Origin of the sequence: Bacillus sp. FSL K6-0268, from assembly GCF_038005425.1 — a bacterium.
Taxonomy (GTDB): domain Bacteria; phylum Bacillota; class Bacilli; order Bacillales; family Bacillaceae_G; genus Bacillus_A; species Bacillus_A thuringiensis_S.
Genome location: NZ_JBBOTF010000001.1, coordinates 103,322 through 120,552 on the forward strand (window position 1 = coordinate 103,322; position 17,231 = coordinate 120,552).

Consider the following 17,231-nt stretch of genomic DNA (forward strand, 5'->3'; position numbering starts at 1 on the left):
ACATTGGTAGAAGTAAAAAATAAGAAGAATTTGAAAGGAGCTATCCAAAATAATAATTTTGAATAGCTCCTATTTAGTAGGAAGAAAAAATTGTATTTGATAGATTGTAATTAATGTAGAATGCCCTTCCAAGCCCCTCATAAGCCCCTACCAAGTAATAAATCACTAAGAAAAAACAAAAACAAAAACAACTACAAGAACAAAACAAGCACGAAAAAATGAAACCGGCGTTGTAGTAGTAAAAAAATTGTAATTCGAATGCCAAAACCATTCCCGCATGCCTATCTTTATAATGAAGGATTAAAATTTTCCTATTTACTAGCAAAGAGTGGAGGGAAACATATGGCGGTATACCGTAATGTGCAGGTGAACTTTTGGCAAGATGAATTCATATTAGATTTAACGCCAGAGGAGCGTTATTTTTACATATATTTGTTAACTGGTACGAAAACGAAGCAATGTGGTATTTACATATTACCGAAGCGTGTGGCAGAGCTTGAAACAGGTTATAGTATGGAGACTGTTGAGAAGTTGCTAAACAGGTTTGTTGAGTATGGAAAGATTTTATATGATACGGAAACGAAAGAGGTATTCATAATAAACTGGTTACACTATAACCCTATTTCAAATACGAATGTAGAAAAGTGCGTATTACGTGAGTTAAAGACTGTAAAAAGTAATGAGTTCATACATATGTTTTTACGTAAATGCCTTGAAGAAGAATACACGATTCCATTATTATTGCAGTATTTTGGTATGCCAGAAGAAGAGGATAATAGTAGTTCACAAGTAGTTATTGAAGAGAAAGAAGAAGCGGAAGAGATAGAAACCATAGAAGAGGGCGTTCCAAATAGTGAAGTTTATAAGTTTTATGAACAAAATATTAGTAGTTTATCCCCGTATATTGTGAAGGAATTGAAGAATTGGATACAAAGACTTTCTGGAGAGAAAGTGTTAGAGGCACTTAAAATTGCGTTTGAAAATAATAAGAAAACGTTAGCTTATGTGAAGGGGATTTTGAGGAATTGGTGTAGTGAAAAATTAAAGGATTTTAGTGGGGAGAAGTGCGTAATGGGAAGTTTAGAGAGAAGGAAATGTATTTTGAGTAGTGTATTTTAATTTACATTAACTTAACATAGAATGTATGTTCGTTTTCGTGGGATTTATGCTATACTACCATTAAATAAGGGTATTTTTATAATAGATAAAAAGATGCGGGGGGTACAAAGTTTGACTACTAGTACATCTGAGTTGTTTCAATATATTAATATGACAGAAGAACAGAAACAATTATCACAACGATATTTACAGACAAAAGAAGAAGAGATTTTAAAAGATATTCAACTAACGACAATTCGTGATCAAAAAAGAAGCGATTTTGCGGAGCGATTTATAAACGATTTTAGGAAAGTGCATAAACAAGATCCGGATTTTTTTCGATTATTTTACCATATACTCGAGGAGCAATTATTAAATGTTCTTGTAGTCCGTTTTGCGCATGTCAGTTTTTCTAAAATGAAGATTTATTTAGAAAAAAGTGCACTTCCTTTGGACAAACTTGTAGCAATCGCATGTAAATATTTATCCAGTATTTCAAGTTATGTGAATGAAGCAGATGTTTTTCTTAGAGAGTTAACAAGAGAGAATCCGAACTATATAGAGGGACAATTACATACTTTACCAACTAACCAGCAAGTAACATTACTTCTTGTAATGTTTGATGTAGATTATGAAAAGTTTCGTACATATAGTTCTTTATTGAATGAGAGGTTAGAAGAACATACAGAATTTATATTGAAACTGCTAGGGGAAAAGGAAAAGGTTGAAGCAGTTAAACGGTATTTAAAAGGTAAAGATGATAGTGAAGTATTTATAGGTTGGAATTTACCGGAACATATTTGGCGGCTATTATTTTGTGTTCATAAATATTCGGATGTTGCGAGGCGATATATTGAAATATTGGCGAAGAAAAATGTTTGGGGTTTTATAAACTATGCAACACGTTATATGTGTCACACTCTCGGTCAGTCTCAAAACTACAAAAAAACTGGTAGTGTAAATAGAGAAACATATGAAGAAATTCAAAGTTTTTGTACACAGTTTTGGATTTCTAAGGAACGATTTTTCGCGCATCGTCTAAGGCAACATGATTTGAATAGTGAGGATTTTTGTAAGACGTATGAATATGAATTGCTATGCTTTATGTTGGAGGAAGATCCTGAATTTATTCAACGTACTTTGCAATATGTAAGTAAAATGAATTATCTCATCATCGCACGCACGTTAGCTGAAAAAGGATATGAGCTAAATAGAGGGAAAATGCGAGAAGAATTTTTTGTTGCTGCTTTGCAAATAAAATTGTCTACAGTGCGGGATACATATCGTGATTATTTACTAGGGAAATTGTCACTTGAGGATATGGAGCAAATACTTAAAAATCCGAAATATAGAAGTATGTATTGGGGTATGCCGGTGTTAGAGGTTGCGCTTCTTTGGGATATAGATGATGTAGCGAAGAGGGAAGCTGTACTTACACTACAGTTTGGAGATGAAGATAGTGTTAATTTATACGAACTTCTTTACGAATGTTCTGTCAGGGGAGTAGAACCGAAACAAGTATTAGAAGATCTGCTTTCGTATGGATTAAGTAAGGAAAAGCTTATCGCTTATGCAGTTGAAGAAGCTGCATGTTACAGTGAAGAGCGAAATAAGGCGAAGGAAGCGCTTGTTTGTGTAATTGTAAAAGAACAAGCGTACATCATTGAACGATTTGATGAGTATTCTGCTGTGGCCAAAGCATATATTTTAGAAGAGTTAGCAAAGGATAACATGATTAAAATGCGTCCAATTTTAATTAAAAGCTTAGGAGATTCATCTAAAAAAATGCGTGAGTCTGTAGTTAAACTGCTTTCAAAAGATGTAGAAGCTGCAGCAGATGTAGCAGTTGAACTTCATAATAAAAAGAAAATTGTTCGTGAAAATGTGATGAAAATACTTATAGAGTATAAGCTTGAAAAATATACGAAACTTGTACAGGAAGCTTTGCAAGAAAGTAAAAATGAATCTTTCGCAGGGAAATTCTCGTTTTTATTTCAAACGGAGGAAGAAAAGATAGAAGAACTATGTGCACGTATTTTAACTGAACAAACAAGAAATTCACTTCTGCAATTGATTGGGGATGAGCCACAAATCCGTTTACGTGACTCTGATGAAATTGCTGATGCTGCAATTCCGTTAGCCTATCTACAACAGTATATTTCAGATGTTGTTATTGAGAAGAAAGAAACAGCAGAAGTAATTGGTAGAGCTTTAAATGAAGAGGACTTAAAAGAATATGTGCAAACAATATATCAAATATGGATTTCTCAAGACGCAGATGTGAAGAAACGTGGAATTCTTTCGTTATACGGAATGTATAGTGACGACAAAATGGTCGACATACTTATAAAGCAAATTGATGAATGGGTGCTTCAAATGAGAGGAAAGATAGCAGCGGATGCCGTTCGTGCTTTAGGTTTGTCTTCATCTAAGCTTGCACTTATGTCTATTCATGCAATAGCATTTAAATATAAACATAAGCAAGTACGTAATGCAGCAAAAGAAGCGCTAAGTCTTGCTGCGAAAACACGTGGTATAACAGAGGAAGAGCTGGAAGATCAATTGGTGCCGGACCTTGGCTTTACTATACATGGTGAAAAGATAATTGATTTCGGGAATCGAAGTTTTACTGCCATTTTAACTACAGAGTCAAAAATTGAATTAGAGACAGAGGAAGGAAAACGTATGAAGTCACTTCCAAAGCCGAATGCAAAAGATGATGTAGAAAAGGCTGAAGAGGCTAAAAAAGAATTAGCCTCTTTAAAGAAGGAACTCCGAACTACTCTTTCCATGCAAAAACAACGATTGGAAGCGGCACTTTCGTTAAAGCGTTATTGGTCACATAATGCATGGAAGTCTGTATTTATGGATAATCCAATTATGAAGCAATTTTCTATTTCACTCATTTGGGGTGAGTATAAGGAAGGGAAGTTGCTGAACGCATTCCGTTATGCAGAAGGTGGCGTGTTCTGTACAATTGACGGGAAGAGTTATGAACTTTCATTTGGCACTGTTATTGGTTTCGTTCATCCGTTAGAATTGTCTGGGGCGGAGAAGGAATTATGGAAAGAGCAATTAGAAAGTGCGGGAATTGTTCAGCCGTTCCTACAAATTGAGCGTCCAGTGTTTGTAGTAGAAGAGAATGATGAGAGTGCTATTGAGAGATTTGGTGGTATTTTAGTAAATGGTCGTTTGTTATTCGGTAAGATGACGAAGCTTGGATGGATCCGTGGATCTGTTCAAGATGGCGGTGTGTATTATACGTTTTATAAAGAAGATACTCGTACTGGATTAGGGGCAGAGCTTTCATTTAGCGGAGCGCCGATTGGTTATGAAGATGAAGAAGATGTATGTGTATTTGACATTCAATTTTATAAAGCAGGTACAGTGAATCATGGTTCATATGAATACGATGAGATTGATGATGAAAGACGCATTGTACCAAAAGAAGTAGATAAACGCTTCTTTAGTGAAATGTTATATGATGTGCAAGTAGCGACAGGTGCAAATCTTGGGCATAATGAAAGTTGGCGTAGCAAACGATAAGAAAGACCCCCTTCATTGGTAGGAAAATGAAGGGGGTTTTTCAATGTTTTTAAAAGGTTCTTTCTCAAAAAGAAGCGAATAGTGTGAGAAAGGGGTGGTTATATGGAGGTAGTTATAAAGAAGAAACGAAAAAGGGGAAGAAGAATTTTTATTTGGGCTAGTAGTATCGTTCTCTTGTTAGTTATTTCCGCTGCGATTTTTTTGAATATATATACGCTGAAATCTATGCCAAAGATAGATGGAACGATAAAGCTAGAGGATTTACAACACGCTGTTACGGTAAAGCGGGATAGTAAAGGTGTCCCGCATATTAAATCGGAAAATGCACATGATTTATATTTTTCACAAGGATATGTACAAGCGCAAGATCGGTTGTTCCAAATGGATTTAAGTAGAAGACAAGCTTCTGGTATGTTAAGTGAAGTTGTTGGGGAAGCAGCTGTTGACCGAGATAAATTGTTTCGAACACTCGGTTTACGGCGAGCGGCAGAAGCTTCAGTTAGTCAATATGATGGAGAAGCAAAATATGCCCTGCAGTCATTTGCTGATGGGGTGAACGCTTTTATACGTGAGGCAAAAGTGGAAAAGAAATTGCCGGTTGAGTTTACTATATTAGGTTATGAGCCTTCTGAATGGTCAATCGTGGATTCTTTAACAATTGGAAAGTATATGGCGTTTGACTTAGGAGGACATTGGCATGGACAGGCGTTTCGATATTGGGCGCTGAAAAACCTTTCGAAAGAGCAAGCAAATGAGCTATTTCCTACATATCCGAAAGATGCACCTAGATTGCTAGCTGAACTAAAAACTACAAATGTGGACGTAGCACAAAGTTTTTCAAAAACGATAATTCCCCCGGAGTTTAACGGTAGTAATAACTGGGTTGTGAGCGGTGAGAAGAGTGCGTCAGGTAAGCCGATTTTAGCAGATGACCCTCATTTATCCCTTGCGACACCTTCTATATGGTATCAAACGAGACTTGAAATGAAAGATTTAAATGTGAGTGGCGTTATTTTCGCTGGAGTACCAGGTGTTATATTAGGCCACAATGACAAAATAGCGTGGGGCGTTACGAATACGGGGCCTGATGTGCAAGATTTATATATTGAGAAGAGAAATCCTAATAATGAAAATGAATTTCTGTATAACGATAAATGGGAGAAAGCTACGGTAGTTGATGAATCGATTAAAGTAAAAGGCGGGAAGACAATTCCTTATAACGTTACGATTACGAGGCATGGGCCAGTAATTTCAGAGTTTGCGGATAAGGGGAAGGAGAAAACGAAAACAGTATTTGCTTTAAAGTGGACTGCTTTAGAACCGTCAGCTGAGTTAAAAGCTGTATTAAATATGAACAAAGCAAAAGACTGGACGGAGTTTGAAACCGCTCTTCAAGATTTCCATACACCAACCCAAAACTTTGTGTTTGCATCAAACGATGGCACGATTGCTTATAAAGCGAATGGAAATATACCAGTGCGTAAAAAAGGCGATGGTAGCTTGCCTGTTCCAGGATGGACAGATGAATATGAATGGGAAGGGTATATTCCATTTGATCAGCTGCCGAAAGTTATAAATCCGAAAGAAGGTTTTATTTCAACTGCGAATAATAAAATTGTTGATGATGATTATCCGTACCATATTAGCAATACGTGGGCACAGCCATATAGGCAAATGCGTATTCAAGAATTTTTGCAAGAGAAGGAAAAGTATACGGTGAAAGATTTAGAAGAGTTACAGATGGATCAAAAGAATTTATACGGGAAAGAGTTTACTCCTATATTTTTAAAAGAGTTAAATAAAGCATCTTTAAATGAGGTAGAGAAAGAAGGCGTAAACCAATTAACAAAGTGGAATTTTTACGATAGTAAAGATGAACCGGCACCATTAATATTCTATTTATTAATGAAAGAGATTTCAAATACGTTATTTTCAAAAGAAATACCGAAAGATGTAATGAAGTTATTTGAAGGGAAGTCACAAGTTGTTGATGAATTGATTCGAAAAGAAGTAGCGGGAGAAAATAGCGCGTGGTTTACGAAGTACGGAGGTTTCACAAAAGTTGTGCATACATCGTACGAGAATGTAATGAAGAAATTGCAGAAGGAATATGGACCGGATGTTGGAGAGTGGAAGTGGGGCGATTACCATCAACTCGCTTTTACACATCCAATTTCAAAATCATCTAGTATGTTAGCACTACTCGCTTTTAATCGTGAGAAACCAGTCCTGATTGGCGGAAGTCAAGTTACCGTGCAAGCAGCGAGTTACGGCGATAACGGCATTGTAAATCACGGAGCGTCTTGGAGATTCATTATTGATACGAAAGATATGTCAAACGGTTATCATATCGTAGGGCCAGGACAATCGGGACATTTTAGAAGCGATTGGTATCATGATCAAATAGATGATTGGGTAAGTGGAACGTATCATACGACTACATTGAATACGGAGGGAATAGAGGGGAAGGTGCTAAATTTAGAACCGAAGTGATAGGGGGTTTTTGTTTGTGGAGGGACTAGTAATAATCTTTTTGATAATGAAAGCTTATCATTTAGAACATAACCCAGTTCTTAAATAATTTTAACAGCCAGCCTACTATCATTTAATTTGATAGTAGGCTGTTTCCATCTTCGAAATACGCTGTAGCAACTTCTTCAGGATTACGATTATTTCCACATGCTGCAAGTGCTGTAACAAATAAAGCCATTACAACTATTAACATGATTATTCCAGTTTTGAGGGGAATTAGTTAACAAAGACCAGGTATTATTTGCAACAGAACGGTCCCTCTGTACCCCTTGTTTCGTCATTTTTCTACGCCATCCAACTTGACAAATGTTTTTTTATCAAACTACAATGAAAATCATTATCAATAATATAGGGAGGATACTTTTGTCAATAAATGAAAAACAATATATTTATAGGTTAATAACCAGATCTTGTTAAGTCGTATGTACTATTTTTAGTTTAGCGTTGCCCAGAATGTACACCAATTAATCTCGCGAATTACAAGAAAATTATTATTGAAATGAGGCGTGCATTGTGAAGTTGGACGTGAATGAGTTAGCAGAGTATCTTGCCAATAATCCTTTCCGAGTAGAAGGAGTATATCGTTATGCTAAAAATCCAGGTGTGCCTTGTGCTGAGTCTACAGATTCTTTCCCAGGATTTGTATTTCCACTTACAGGGAAGACGCAATTTCAATTTAATGGTACGCCGTATATCCTTTCCCCAGGAAAAGTTATACATGGGGGTGCAAAAATGACATTAGCCCATAAAATGCTTGGTGAAATAAACTGGGAATATATTCTTGTTTTATATCAGATAAGCAATCCAGAACGAGAAGACTCTGGCTTTACTCATCAGCATTTTGAATTATTAACAGGACAATCTCCTCGTCTTGTCGAATTACTTATGCGTCTTTGGGATGTGTATAATCAGCGTGGAGGCATTTCGATGCTTCAGACTGAAATGCTGTTTCGCGAAGCGTTGAATGAAGCTTTATTAAGTGTTGTCAATAGAGAAAACAACTATGAGTCGCATACTTTATTCGAACGAATATCTAGTTACGTTCGCAAATACTATTATAAAGATATTACAATACATACGCTTACAGAACAAAATAATGTTAATCGAAATCGTCTTTCTTACGTGTTTAGAAAGCATGCAGGTATGGGGCCAGCAGAATATTTATTGAACTATCGTATAAAGATGGCTCAAAAAATGTTATGTACAAGTGGTGTGCCTGTACAACAAATTTCGCAGGCTGTTGGAATTGCAGACCCTTTTTATTTTAGTAGAGTTTTCAAGAAGCGAGTTGGCATTTCGCCTACTAAATATCGCGAGAAGTTCATCGATAATCCATACTAATGTCAACAGGGGTCCATTCTTATTTGAAAATCACTGTTCTATACTTATGGAGAGTTAAAGGAAACATTGGATTGAAAGAACTTTCATTGAAATCACTCCTTTGTACTATCTGAATGAAAAGTTCTGGCCGGAGCATTTTCTTTTTAAGCGTAATGACGACTTTTTTACTTAGATTATTGTAATATAGTGGAAGTTAAAAATGAGGAGGGATTATTATCCATTACCAACCTATTAAACTAAATGACGAGTTATCTAAAATTAACGATTATTGGTATCCACGAGTGATTGGTGAAATGAATGATGATCAAATTCAGCTTTTTAAAGCTAATGGAGATTTTATATGGCATGAGCATCCTGATACGGATAAGCTATTTATTGTGCTTGAAGGGGAGATGTTCATCGATTTCCGTGATGGACAGGTGAAAATTTCTAAGGGCGAGATGTTTATTGTCCCGAGAGGCGTTGAGCATAAACCTTTCACTGAAAAGGAATCCCACATCATGTTGGTAGAGCCTAAAAGGGAAATGGATTGATAATCGTAAAAAGATAAAAAAGGAGCGGAAATCCGTTCCTTTTTTATTTATCTTACTATTTTTAGGGGCTTAGTATGAGTAAGATGTGAATAAAGGATGAATAGCATTTTTATCAATAAAAATTTATTGGATTTTTTGTGGAATATATATGAAACGTTGTATAAAATAATCAAGAAAGCCAAAAATTATAGGGGGAAAGTTGTGAAGAAAAATAAGAGTTTAATAAGTTTTTTAGGAGTGTTTATTATGTTGTTTTCTTTTTGTTTTCAAGGAAATGTACAGGCAGATGTAAATACTGTTCAATCTGGAAAAATCAAATCAGGAAACGTAACAGTATGGGAAGTTGGAAATGTAGCGAAAGTATTAGCGGATGTGGAGCGCTTAAATTTAAATACAGTAAATGTACCGATTCAAGTGGATATCCCGAATGTGACTTCTACGAATATGGTAATTAATCAAGCGCAAAAGCAACAAGCTATTATTTTAATTCAAGAATTATTAAAGCGTAATATTCAAGTTATAGTGGAACCGTTCCCGTATATTCAGCAGGGGAATGTTGGAGAGACAGAATGGAACCCAAGTAACATTAATGATTTCTTCTGGAATTGGAAGACGGTTATTCTGCAAGATATTTTTAATTCCATTACAAGTAAATACAATGTGTATGGACTAAAGATTGCTTCTAATTTCGTGAACATGGAGTATGCAGAAGGATACTGGAGCGATACAATTGATTTTGTTCGTAATCAGTATAAAGGAAATGTTTTGTATCAAATGAACTGGTGGTTAACAGCAAGCTGGGACCCTTCTTATGAAGCGAAGTTTAAAGAGAAAATCAATCGTCCGTATTTAAAAAAGGTGGATATTGTAAGTATTGATAGTTGGTTTGAAGTTTCAGGAAAAAGAAATCCAACATATGAAGAAGTAAAGAAAAGTTTATTTGCGACGACAGTGTATAATCGTGGACAAAATGTTGTTCAGCAATTGGAACAATTACATAATGCAACAGGAAAACCAGTTTACTTCGGTGGGTTTAACGTTCCGGCGCGTGAACTTGGATTACAAAATCCGTGGAATCCAGATGTTTCAAATGTGTTTTCAAAAGATGTACAATTAAATGGATGGCGTGCTTACCGCGATGTATTAGAACCGAAACCATATTTTAAAGGTTTTTCAATTTGGTTTATTGGCTCTAATGATAGTACACATGCGTATCAAATACATAGTAAAGAAGCAGAGGCAGTTATTAACGGGTGGTACCGAAAATAATTTTTATAAAATAGGTAAGTTTTAAAGATTACTACATATATTTCTAGTGAAAGGCCTTTCACCATCTTATCACCTAGGGGGCAATCATAATGAAATTTTTGTCTTACCTTACAGTAATTTTGGTGATTCTCGGCGGTTTGAATTGGTTATTTGTAGCGTTAGATTACAATGTAGTTGAGAAATGGTTTGGTTCTATGCCGGCGCTTGTGGACACTATTTATTGGCTCATTGGTCTTTCTGCTATTTATCAAATTTTTGATCGGTTCTTCACGGACAATTAGCAATTATACTTTATTACTAGAGTGTTAAGTACGATTATGTACTTAACACTTTTTTGTATGTTTATAAAAATAGTTTGCACATGCAAGCGATTCCATTGCGTCTTGCGCCGTAATAATAGAAAACAAATTGACCACGTATTATATTTTGGGTTATAATTCAGAAAGTTTAAAAATTAATAAAAATGAGAAATAGGGAGGTTATGAGGGTAATGGAGAGAGTCTATAATTTTTCAGCAGGACCATCAATACTCCCTTTGCCAGTTTTAGAGAAAGTGCAAAAGGAGCTTGTAAATTATAACGGGACAGGCATGTCTATTATGGAAATGAGTCATCGATCTTCTTATTTTCAAAGTATTATAGAGGAAGCGAGTAACTTACTTCGTGAATTAATGAGCATCCCTGATGAGTATGATGTTTTATTTTTACAAGGCGGTGCGTCATTACAATTTTCTATGATACCACTGAACTTAATGAATACGTATAAAAAAGCTGGATACGTACTAACTGGCTCATGGTCTAAAAAGGCACTGCAAGAAGCCGAAAAAGTTGGGGAAGTACAAGTGATTGCTTCTTCCGAGCAAGAGAAGTTTACTACGATTCCTAAACTGGACGGTTTATTAAGTGATGAAAAACTAGATTATGTACATATTACAACGAATAATACAATTGAGGGGACAAAATATGTGGACATTCCACATGTAGAAAGAGTGCCGCTCGTTGCGGATATGTCCTCAAATATTTTATCAGAGCGATATGATGTTTCGAAGTTTGGTCTTATATATGCGGGGGCGCAAAAGAATTTAGGACCTGCGGGCTTAACGATTGCTATTATAAAAAGAGATTTAATTGGGGGAGCAGATCGCTCTTGTCCGACAATGTTAAATTATGAAACTTACAGTAAAAATAACTCCTTATATAATACACCGCCATCCTTTAGTATTTACGTAACAAAACTTGTACTAGAGTGGTTGAAAGAGCAAGGCGGAGTATCTGCGATTGAAGAACAAAATAGAATGAAATCTTCACTTATTTATCATTTTTTAGATGAATCTAAATTGTTTACTTCACCAGTTGATCCTACGTATCGATCACTTATGAACATTCCATTTACAACACCGTCAGAAGAACTTAACAATGAGTTTTTACAAAAGGCGAAGGAACGCGGCCTTGTTACGTTAAAAGGACATCGCTCAGTTGGCGGTATGCGTGCCAGTATTTACAATGCGATGCCAGCACACGGCGTAAAACGATTAGTAGATTATATGAAGGAATTTGAGCTTGAGAATAGATAGGGAGATGGGGATATGTTTCGTGTTCAAACGTTAAATCAAATTGCAGAAAAAGGCTTGCAAGTTTTTACTGAAGAACGTTATGAAGTAGGAGATAGAATCAATCATCCAGATGGAATTTTGCTTCGTAGCTACTCTTTACATCAAGAAGAGTTTTCAAAAGACTTAAAGGCGATTGCAAGAGCTGGCGCTGGTGTAAATAATATTCCTGTCGAGAGATGTACAGAAAAAGGAATTGTAGTATTTAACACGCCGGGGGCAAATGCAAACGCTGTAAAGGAACTCATTATTGCCAGTCTTATTATGTCTTCACGTAACATTATTAATGGTGTAAGTTGGACGAAAAACTTAGAGGGTGAAGAAGTACCACAGCTTGTTGAATCAGGAAAAAAACAATTTGTTGGATCAGAAATTGCAGGGAAACGTCTAGGTGTTATCGGACTTGGCGCAATCGGTGCTTTAGTTGCGAACGATGCGTTAGCGTTAGGGATGGACGTTATTGGATATGATCCTTATATTTCAGTTGAAACAGCTTGGCGTCTTTCTACACATGTGCAAAGAGCATTTAGCCTTGATGAAATTTTTGCAACGTGTGATTATATTACCCTTCATATTCCTCTTACAAATCAAACGAGGGGAATTATTGGGGAACACGCTATAGAGAAGATGAAAAAAGGTATGCGTTTATTCAATTTCTCAAGAGGAGAACTTGTAGATGAAAAGGTTCTTCAAAAAGCGTTAGAAGAAGATGTTATTACGCATTACGTAACAGACTTCCCGAATGAAAATGTGATAAAGATGAAAAATGTAACAGCGACGCCTCACCTTGGTGCATCTACGTCCGAATCAGAAGAAAACTGTGCATTCATGGCAGCGCGCCAATTACGTGAATATTTAGAGACAGGAAATATTCGTAATTCAGTAAATTATCCAAACGTAGAATTGCCGTATATCGGAAAGAAACGAATTACAATTATGCATCAAAACGTCCCGAATATGGTAGGGCAAATTACAGGATGCTTAGCGGAACATCATATTAATATTGCCGATATGATTAATCGTAGTAAACATTCTTGGGCGTACACAATGATTGATATCGATAACGGAATTGATGATATAATAAAAGAGAATATTGTAGAAAATATAAGCAAAATTACAGGTGTTGTAGCCGTTCGAATGATTGTGTAAAGGAGAGAGGAATGTGGCAAAAATACGACCGTTTCGGGCCATTCGTCCAGTAGAGGAAAAAGCGGCACAAGTGGCAGCTTTACCGTATGACGTATTAAATAGTGAAGAGGCAAGGGAAGTTGTAAAAGGGAATCCATATTCTTTCTTGCATGTTGATAAAGCAGAAATTGATTTAGACCCGGCACTTTCACCGTACGATGATCGTGTATATGAAAAAGCGGGTGAAAATTTAAATCGATTTATACGAGAAGAAGTGTTCATTCAAGACGAAGAGCCAGCGTTATACATTTATGAACTGACGATGCAGGGAAGAACGCAGTCAGGCCTTGTCGTTTGTACATCTATTGATGAGTATGAAGATGATACAATTAAAAAACATGAGAGAACGCGTCATGAAAAAGAGCTAGATCGTATTCGTCACGTAGATGTGTGTGATGCAAATACGGGTCCTATCTTTTTAACGTATCGTACAAAAGAAGAGATAAAGCATTTCATTGCCAGCTGGAAAGAAGAACATGCGCCAATCTATACATTTACAGCAGAAGACGGCGTTAGGCACGTTGCTTGGAAAATAGCTGATGAAGAAGTAATTGCAAGTTTAGTAAACTTATTTGAAGATATTCCTAACCTGTACATTGCAGATGGACATCACCGCTCTGCATCAGCTGCAAAAGTAGGGATCATGCGAAGAGAACAATATCCGAATTACACAGGAGAAGAAGAGTTTAATTTCTTCCTATCTGTATTATTCCCTCAGGATGAATTATCGATTTGGGACTATAACCGAGTTGTGAAAGATTTAAATGGCTTATCAGAGGAACAGTTTTTAAATCAAATTACGCAGTACTTTTATGTAGAAGAAGCACCTGTTTCTCCGTATAAACCAAATGAGCCAAAAACATTTGGTATGTATGTAAATGAGAAGTGGTATAAGCTTACTGTGAAAGAAGAAACATTTGATGCGAATGATCTTGTTAGAGGTTTAGATGTATCTATCCTGCAAGATCATTTATTAAGTCAAGTACTTGAAATACATGATCCGCGTTCTGATTCACGCATCGATTTTGTCGGAGGAATCCGCGGATTAGAAGAACTAGAACACCTTGTAAAGAGCGGTGAATATAAAGCAGCATTCGCATTATATCCGACATCAATGGAAGCTTTATTAGCAATCGCAGACGCTGGAGAAGTTATGCCGCCAAAATCAACGTGGTTTGAACCGAAACTGCGCAGCGGGTTGTTTGTACATTCATTAAAATAAATAGACTTCTTTAGATTGAAAAACCGAAATGATTTGAGTTTCGGTTTTTCTTATTTTGGCTCAGTTAACGTTTAATGTTGATTTTCATGTTAAGATTGAAATATGTAACAGCAGGTCGCTACAAAAAAATGGAGGAAATACGATGAAAATGCATCTTCAAAAAAGTTTTTATGTTGAATTGAAAAATGCAATTCGTTGTCATTATAACGAACTTTTAACTAGGTGCGGTGTTGACACAATATATGGGTACTCCATATTAACAGACGATTGTGTCAATAGCATTGGACCAGTGGCTAATGAAGAAAGACTAATCAAAGTTAATAAATCGGACCCTTTATACAATTATTATAGATACGGAGCTGTTGAGTGGAGCGAATGGGACGATTTTGGAATGTTTGATGAAGTGAAAAAAATTATTAAGAAATATCATAATATTGTCGAAGATGACTTTAACATACGAGTAAATACACTGTTGAAAGAAACATTAAATGTGTTAATGGAACTTGAATCAGAAGGATTGTTTGGAGATAGAGATGATAATCGATTTATTGTCATTTGTGTAACTGATTCTTCGAACGAAATCATGATTGAATCAGCTCGATTGCTTAATACATTAAAGACATACGAAGAATATGCTTCAGAATTTGCATAAGAATAAATATAAGTAAAACTGCTCTCTATAAGAGGCGATTTTCATTTGATCGAAAGTCACCAATTAATAGTAACTATTCGTTGTGACGTAACAATTGAACAATTAGAACCTGATGAAAAAAACGTACAAAGATAATTGCGATGTTTACATGTGTGAATCAAGTTGGAAAAGAAGTTATGAAGGGAAGTTTTTCGGGGATTATTCTTTAATAGGAGAAGTAATGAATAAGTGGGTTCTCCATGCCTCTCAGGCTTAGCGTTTTAATTCCCCCATAACGTATATTCTGTTCTTTTCTTAACTATTAGAAAATAGTTGAATAAGCTCGTCAACAAAAAGGACATTCCGAGTATTACAAGAAATGTCCTTTCTGCTAAAATGTAAGGTATTTTGCTAAAATTCAAACTCTAAAATCAGTTTACTAGTTTGACCTGTAAACTGATAATTATAGGACCCTCTCAGATTTTCTAAGTTACCGGTAGCTTTAATAATTGTTCCTGGGGAATCTAAATTTCCTTTATCAAATATTCCTTGCTCTATAGCTGTGAATGTCCCTTGTTGCCCCTTATAAATTCCTTCAAAGTGTAAAAATCCAGAAATTTTAGCCGTAGCCAAGTGACCATCATTTATATTTGAGTCTACATAATATAATAAGTATTCAACAAAAGCTTTTCCTTTTAATTCTCCATCAATATCATATTCAACATGGGCAATATTAATAGGGAAATCTTTTCTAGTATCATCAATTAGTTTTTCATCCCATTTACTTACTGTAAATGTTACTTCCATACACGTAAATCCCCCTTTATCATTAGATAAGTAATCTTCATATCATTTGAAAAGTACCAATTCACAGTCATATCTTATAGAAGTGTTTTTTATTTATTTGAGTCCTGTCATATCGTTATCTGCTCCTCCCCACGAAGGACTTACTGTCGCCACGGTATCTCCTGGCTGTAATCTCTTTGGTTTTTTTAACATGTTAACTCCGCTCCTACATAATGTAATGGACTACGATTATACAAACTGTATCATTGAAAAACATGATGTATGACATTAGTTTCTTCATCATTAATCCGTTTACCTGCTGGGATTCAAGAATTCAGTCTTAGTGTTGAATATAGGAATAACCGATTTATATTTGAAAATTACAGTATGCAACATTGCATGAGGAAAACGGTTGTTATTTTCACAACCTGTAACTATAATGATTACAGGTTGGTCGATACCAATCAAACAAATACAATCATCATGAATGGAGATGTTTCATAATGGGTATGAAAAAAATAATTTTAGCAGGTGCTTTAGGGATCGCAGCATTATCAGGAACAAATTTACCAGGACTAGAAGTAACAAAAGCGAGTGCAGCTTCTATTGAATCGAACTTCTCGACGTTAGAAGGACGAGTAGTAGAAGTAGATAACGGTGTAATTGTCGTAAAATCTAAGCAATACGAAGAACCTGTTAGTGTGTATATTGATTCATTTTCAAATGTGAAAGTAGGAGATGAAGTAAAAGCTACTGGATCTATGATGCGTAATTTTACAGAATATATGGTTGCAACTGCAGTTGAAAATACAACAAACAAGTTAGGTATGCACATGAAAGAAGATGGCTCACCTAATTATGTAATTGGAGAAGTATCAAAAGTAGGAACGATGGAAGATGAGGGAGACGGTGCTACTAAATATGTTGTAGTTGAGTATCCATCGCTAAATGGGAAGAAAGATATTATTGATGTTTTCTTAACAAAGGGACAAGTATTTAATGTGGGTGAGAAAGTGAAAATTGATATGAAGTATGTAGGCTGGGGTGGAAGTTCTATTAACTGGAACACAACGGATAACATTGAAAAAGTTCATGAGGTAAAGAGCAACGTTGAAAATAATGATGATGTTTGGGTTTGGTCTTAATAAGGCGAGTATAAGTCGTTATTTGCAATTTTCTCCAAACAATACATGTAAAAACTAAATGTATCATGCAGTACCCATCTAATTCTCATTGCGTATGACAATTAGATGGGTACTTTTTTATTTGAAATTTGTGCAAGTCAATGTTTAGCATTTCTTTTTAAGAGTAAATTACGGTTGAAATCAAAACTTTATTTGCAGTACATAATAAATAATGTTGATTTTTTATCTTATATTAAAATAAAAACAAACCACTGTTCGATTTGAATATTCCACGATATAATAGTGAGAGTTTATGGCAGAATAAATATTTACATAAGAAGTGAGGTACTGT

The 17,231-nt window shown here is 35.6% G+C and carries 13 protein-coding genes; 12 read left to right on the forward strand and 1 reads right to left on the reverse strand.

All coding sequences use genetic code 11. From position 1 onward, the window contains the following. Positions 1-342 precede the first annotated feature (342 nt). The 11 genes from MHI28_RS00595 to MHI28_RS00645 all read left to right on the forward strand — a co-directional run bounded on the left by MHI28_RS00595 (position 343) and on the right by MHI28_RS00645 (position 14,990). Positions 343-1,119 carry a DnaD domain-containing protein gene (locus tag MHI28_RS00595; protein WP_000312100.1) on the forward strand — a complete coding sequence of 259 codons (777 nt, stop codon included), beginning with the start codon at positions 343-345 and terminating at the stop codon, positions 1,117-1,119. A 111-nt stretch (positions 1,120-1,230) separates the two neighbouring features. Continuing rightward, the gene (locus MHI28_RS00600; protein ID WP_017763385.1) at positions 1,231-4,644 is read left to right on the forward strand and encodes a DUF4132 domain-containing protein; all 3,414 of its coding nucleotides are present in this window, start codon (positions 1,231-1,233) and stop codon (positions 4,642-4,644) included. A gap of 102 nt (positions 4,645-4,746) precedes the next feature. Further along, a complete protein-coding gene (locus MHI28_RS00605) occupies positions 4,747-7,137 on the forward strand; it encodes a penicillin acylase family protein (protein ID WP_000454332.1) in 2,391 nt (796 codons plus the stop codon). Positions 7,138-7,689: 552 nt separating this feature from the next. Beyond that, positions 7,690-8,517 (forward strand): helix-turn-helix transcriptional regulator, encoded by an 828-nt coding sequence (locus tag MHI28_RS00610; RefSeq protein ID WP_340827548.1) that lies wholly within the window; start codon positions 7,690-7,692, stop codon positions 8,515-8,517. A 293-nt stretch (positions 8,518-8,810) separates the two neighbouring features. Continuing rightward, a complete protein-coding gene (locus MHI28_RS00615; RefSeq protein WP_000997179.1) occupies positions 8,811-9,050 on the forward strand; it encodes a cupin domain-containing protein in 240 nt (79 codons plus the stop codon). A gap of 201 nt (positions 9,051-9,251) precedes the next feature. Then, positions 9,252-10,319: a glycoside hydrolase family 113 gene (locus tag MHI28_RS00620; RefSeq protein WP_000739768.1), complete on the forward strand. Its 1,068-nt coding sequence runs from the start codon at positions 9,252-9,254 to the stop codon at positions 10,317-10,319. A gap of 89 nt (positions 10,320-10,408) precedes the next feature. Beyond that, complete coding sequence (locus tag MHI28_RS00625) at positions 10,409-10,600, forward strand: DUF378 domain-containing protein (RefSeq protein ID WP_000670803.1); 192 nt, start codon at positions 10,409-10,411, stop codon at positions 10,598-10,600. Positions 10,601-10,809: 209 nt separating this feature from the next. After that, entirely contained in the window at positions 10,810-11,892 is a 1,083-nt protein-coding gene (gene serC, locus MHI28_RS00630) for a 3-phosphoserine/phosphohydroxythreonine transaminase (protein WP_000442939.1), read from the forward strand. Between the two features lie 12 nt (positions 11,893-11,904). Continuing rightward, the gene (locus MHI28_RS00635; protein WP_000490231.1) at positions 11,905-13,077 is read left to right on the forward strand and encodes a 3-phosphoglycerate dehydrogenase family protein; all 1,173 of its coding nucleotides are present in this window, start codon (positions 11,905-11,907) and stop codon (positions 13,075-13,077) included. A 13-nt stretch (positions 13,078-13,090) separates the two neighbouring features. Further along, positions 13,091-14,338 (forward strand): DUF1015 domain-containing protein, encoded by a 1,248-nt coding sequence (locus MHI28_RS00640; protein WP_001063062.1) that lies wholly within the window; start codon positions 13,091-13,093, stop codon positions 14,336-14,338. 142 nt (positions 14,339-14,480) lie between these two features. Then, entirely contained in the window at positions 14,481-14,990 is a 510-nt protein-coding gene (locus MHI28_RS00645; RefSeq protein ID WP_000781769.1) for a DUF4303 domain-containing protein, read from the forward strand. Positions 14,991-15,380: 390 nt separating this feature from the next. Here MHI28_RS00645 and MHI28_RS00650 read toward each other — a convergent pair whose 3' ends face one another. Further along, positions 15,381-15,776: a DUF3224 domain-containing protein gene (locus MHI28_RS00650; RefSeq protein WP_000454083.1), complete on the reverse strand. Its 396-nt coding sequence runs from the start codon at positions 15,774-15,776 to the stop codon at positions 15,381-15,383. A gap of 482 nt (positions 15,777-16,258) precedes the next feature. Between MHI28_RS00650 and MHI28_RS00655 the strand changes: the two genes are divergently transcribed. After that, positions 16,259-16,900, forward strand: a complete 642-nt coding sequence (locus tag MHI28_RS00655; protein ID WP_000525476.1) for a F0F1 ATP synthase subunit alpha — start codon at positions 16,259-16,261, stop codon at positions 16,898-16,900. The last annotated feature ends 331 nt before the right edge of the window (positions 16,901-17,231 follow it).

What these genes read in the sequence shown, in the direction of transcription:
- MHI28_RS00595 (WP_000312100.1), top strand. Translation starts at nt 343, where the DNA reads ATGGCGGTATACCGTAATGTGCAGGTGAACTTTTGGCAAGATGAATTC.
- MHI28_RS00605 (WP_000454332.1), top strand. Translation starts at nt 4,747, where the DNA reads ATGGAGGTAGTTATAAAGAAGAAACGAAAAAGGGGAAGAAGAATTTTT.
- MHI28_RS00615 (WP_000997179.1), top strand. Translation starts at nt 8,811, where the DNA reads ATGAATGATGATCAAATTCAGCTTTTTAAAGCTAATGGAGATTTTATA.
- MHI28_RS00625 (WP_000670803.1), top strand. Translation starts at nt 10,409, where the DNA reads ATGAAATTTTTGTCTTACCTTACAGTAATTTTGGTGATTCTCGGCGGT.
- serC (WP_000442939.1), top strand. Translation starts at nt 10,810, where the DNA reads ATGGAGAGAGTCTATAATTTTTCAGCAGGACCATCAATACTCCCTTTG.
- MHI28_RS00635 (WP_000490231.1), top strand. Translation starts at nt 11,905, where the DNA reads ATGTTTCGTGTTCAAACGTTAAATCAAATTGCAGAAAAAGGCTTGCAA.
- MHI28_RS00645 (WP_000781769.1), top strand. Translation starts at nt 14,481, where the DNA reads ATGAAAATGCATCTTCAAAAAAGTTTTTATGTTGAATTGAAAAATGCA.
- MHI28_RS00650 (WP_000454083.1), bottom strand. Translation starts at nt 15,776, where the DNA reads ATGGAAGTAACATTTACAGTAAGTAAATGGGATGAAAAACTAATTGAT.
- MHI28_RS00655 (WP_000525476.1), top strand. Translation starts at nt 16,259, where the DNA reads ATGGGTATGAAAAAAATAATTTTAGCAGGTGCTTTAGGGATCGCAGCA.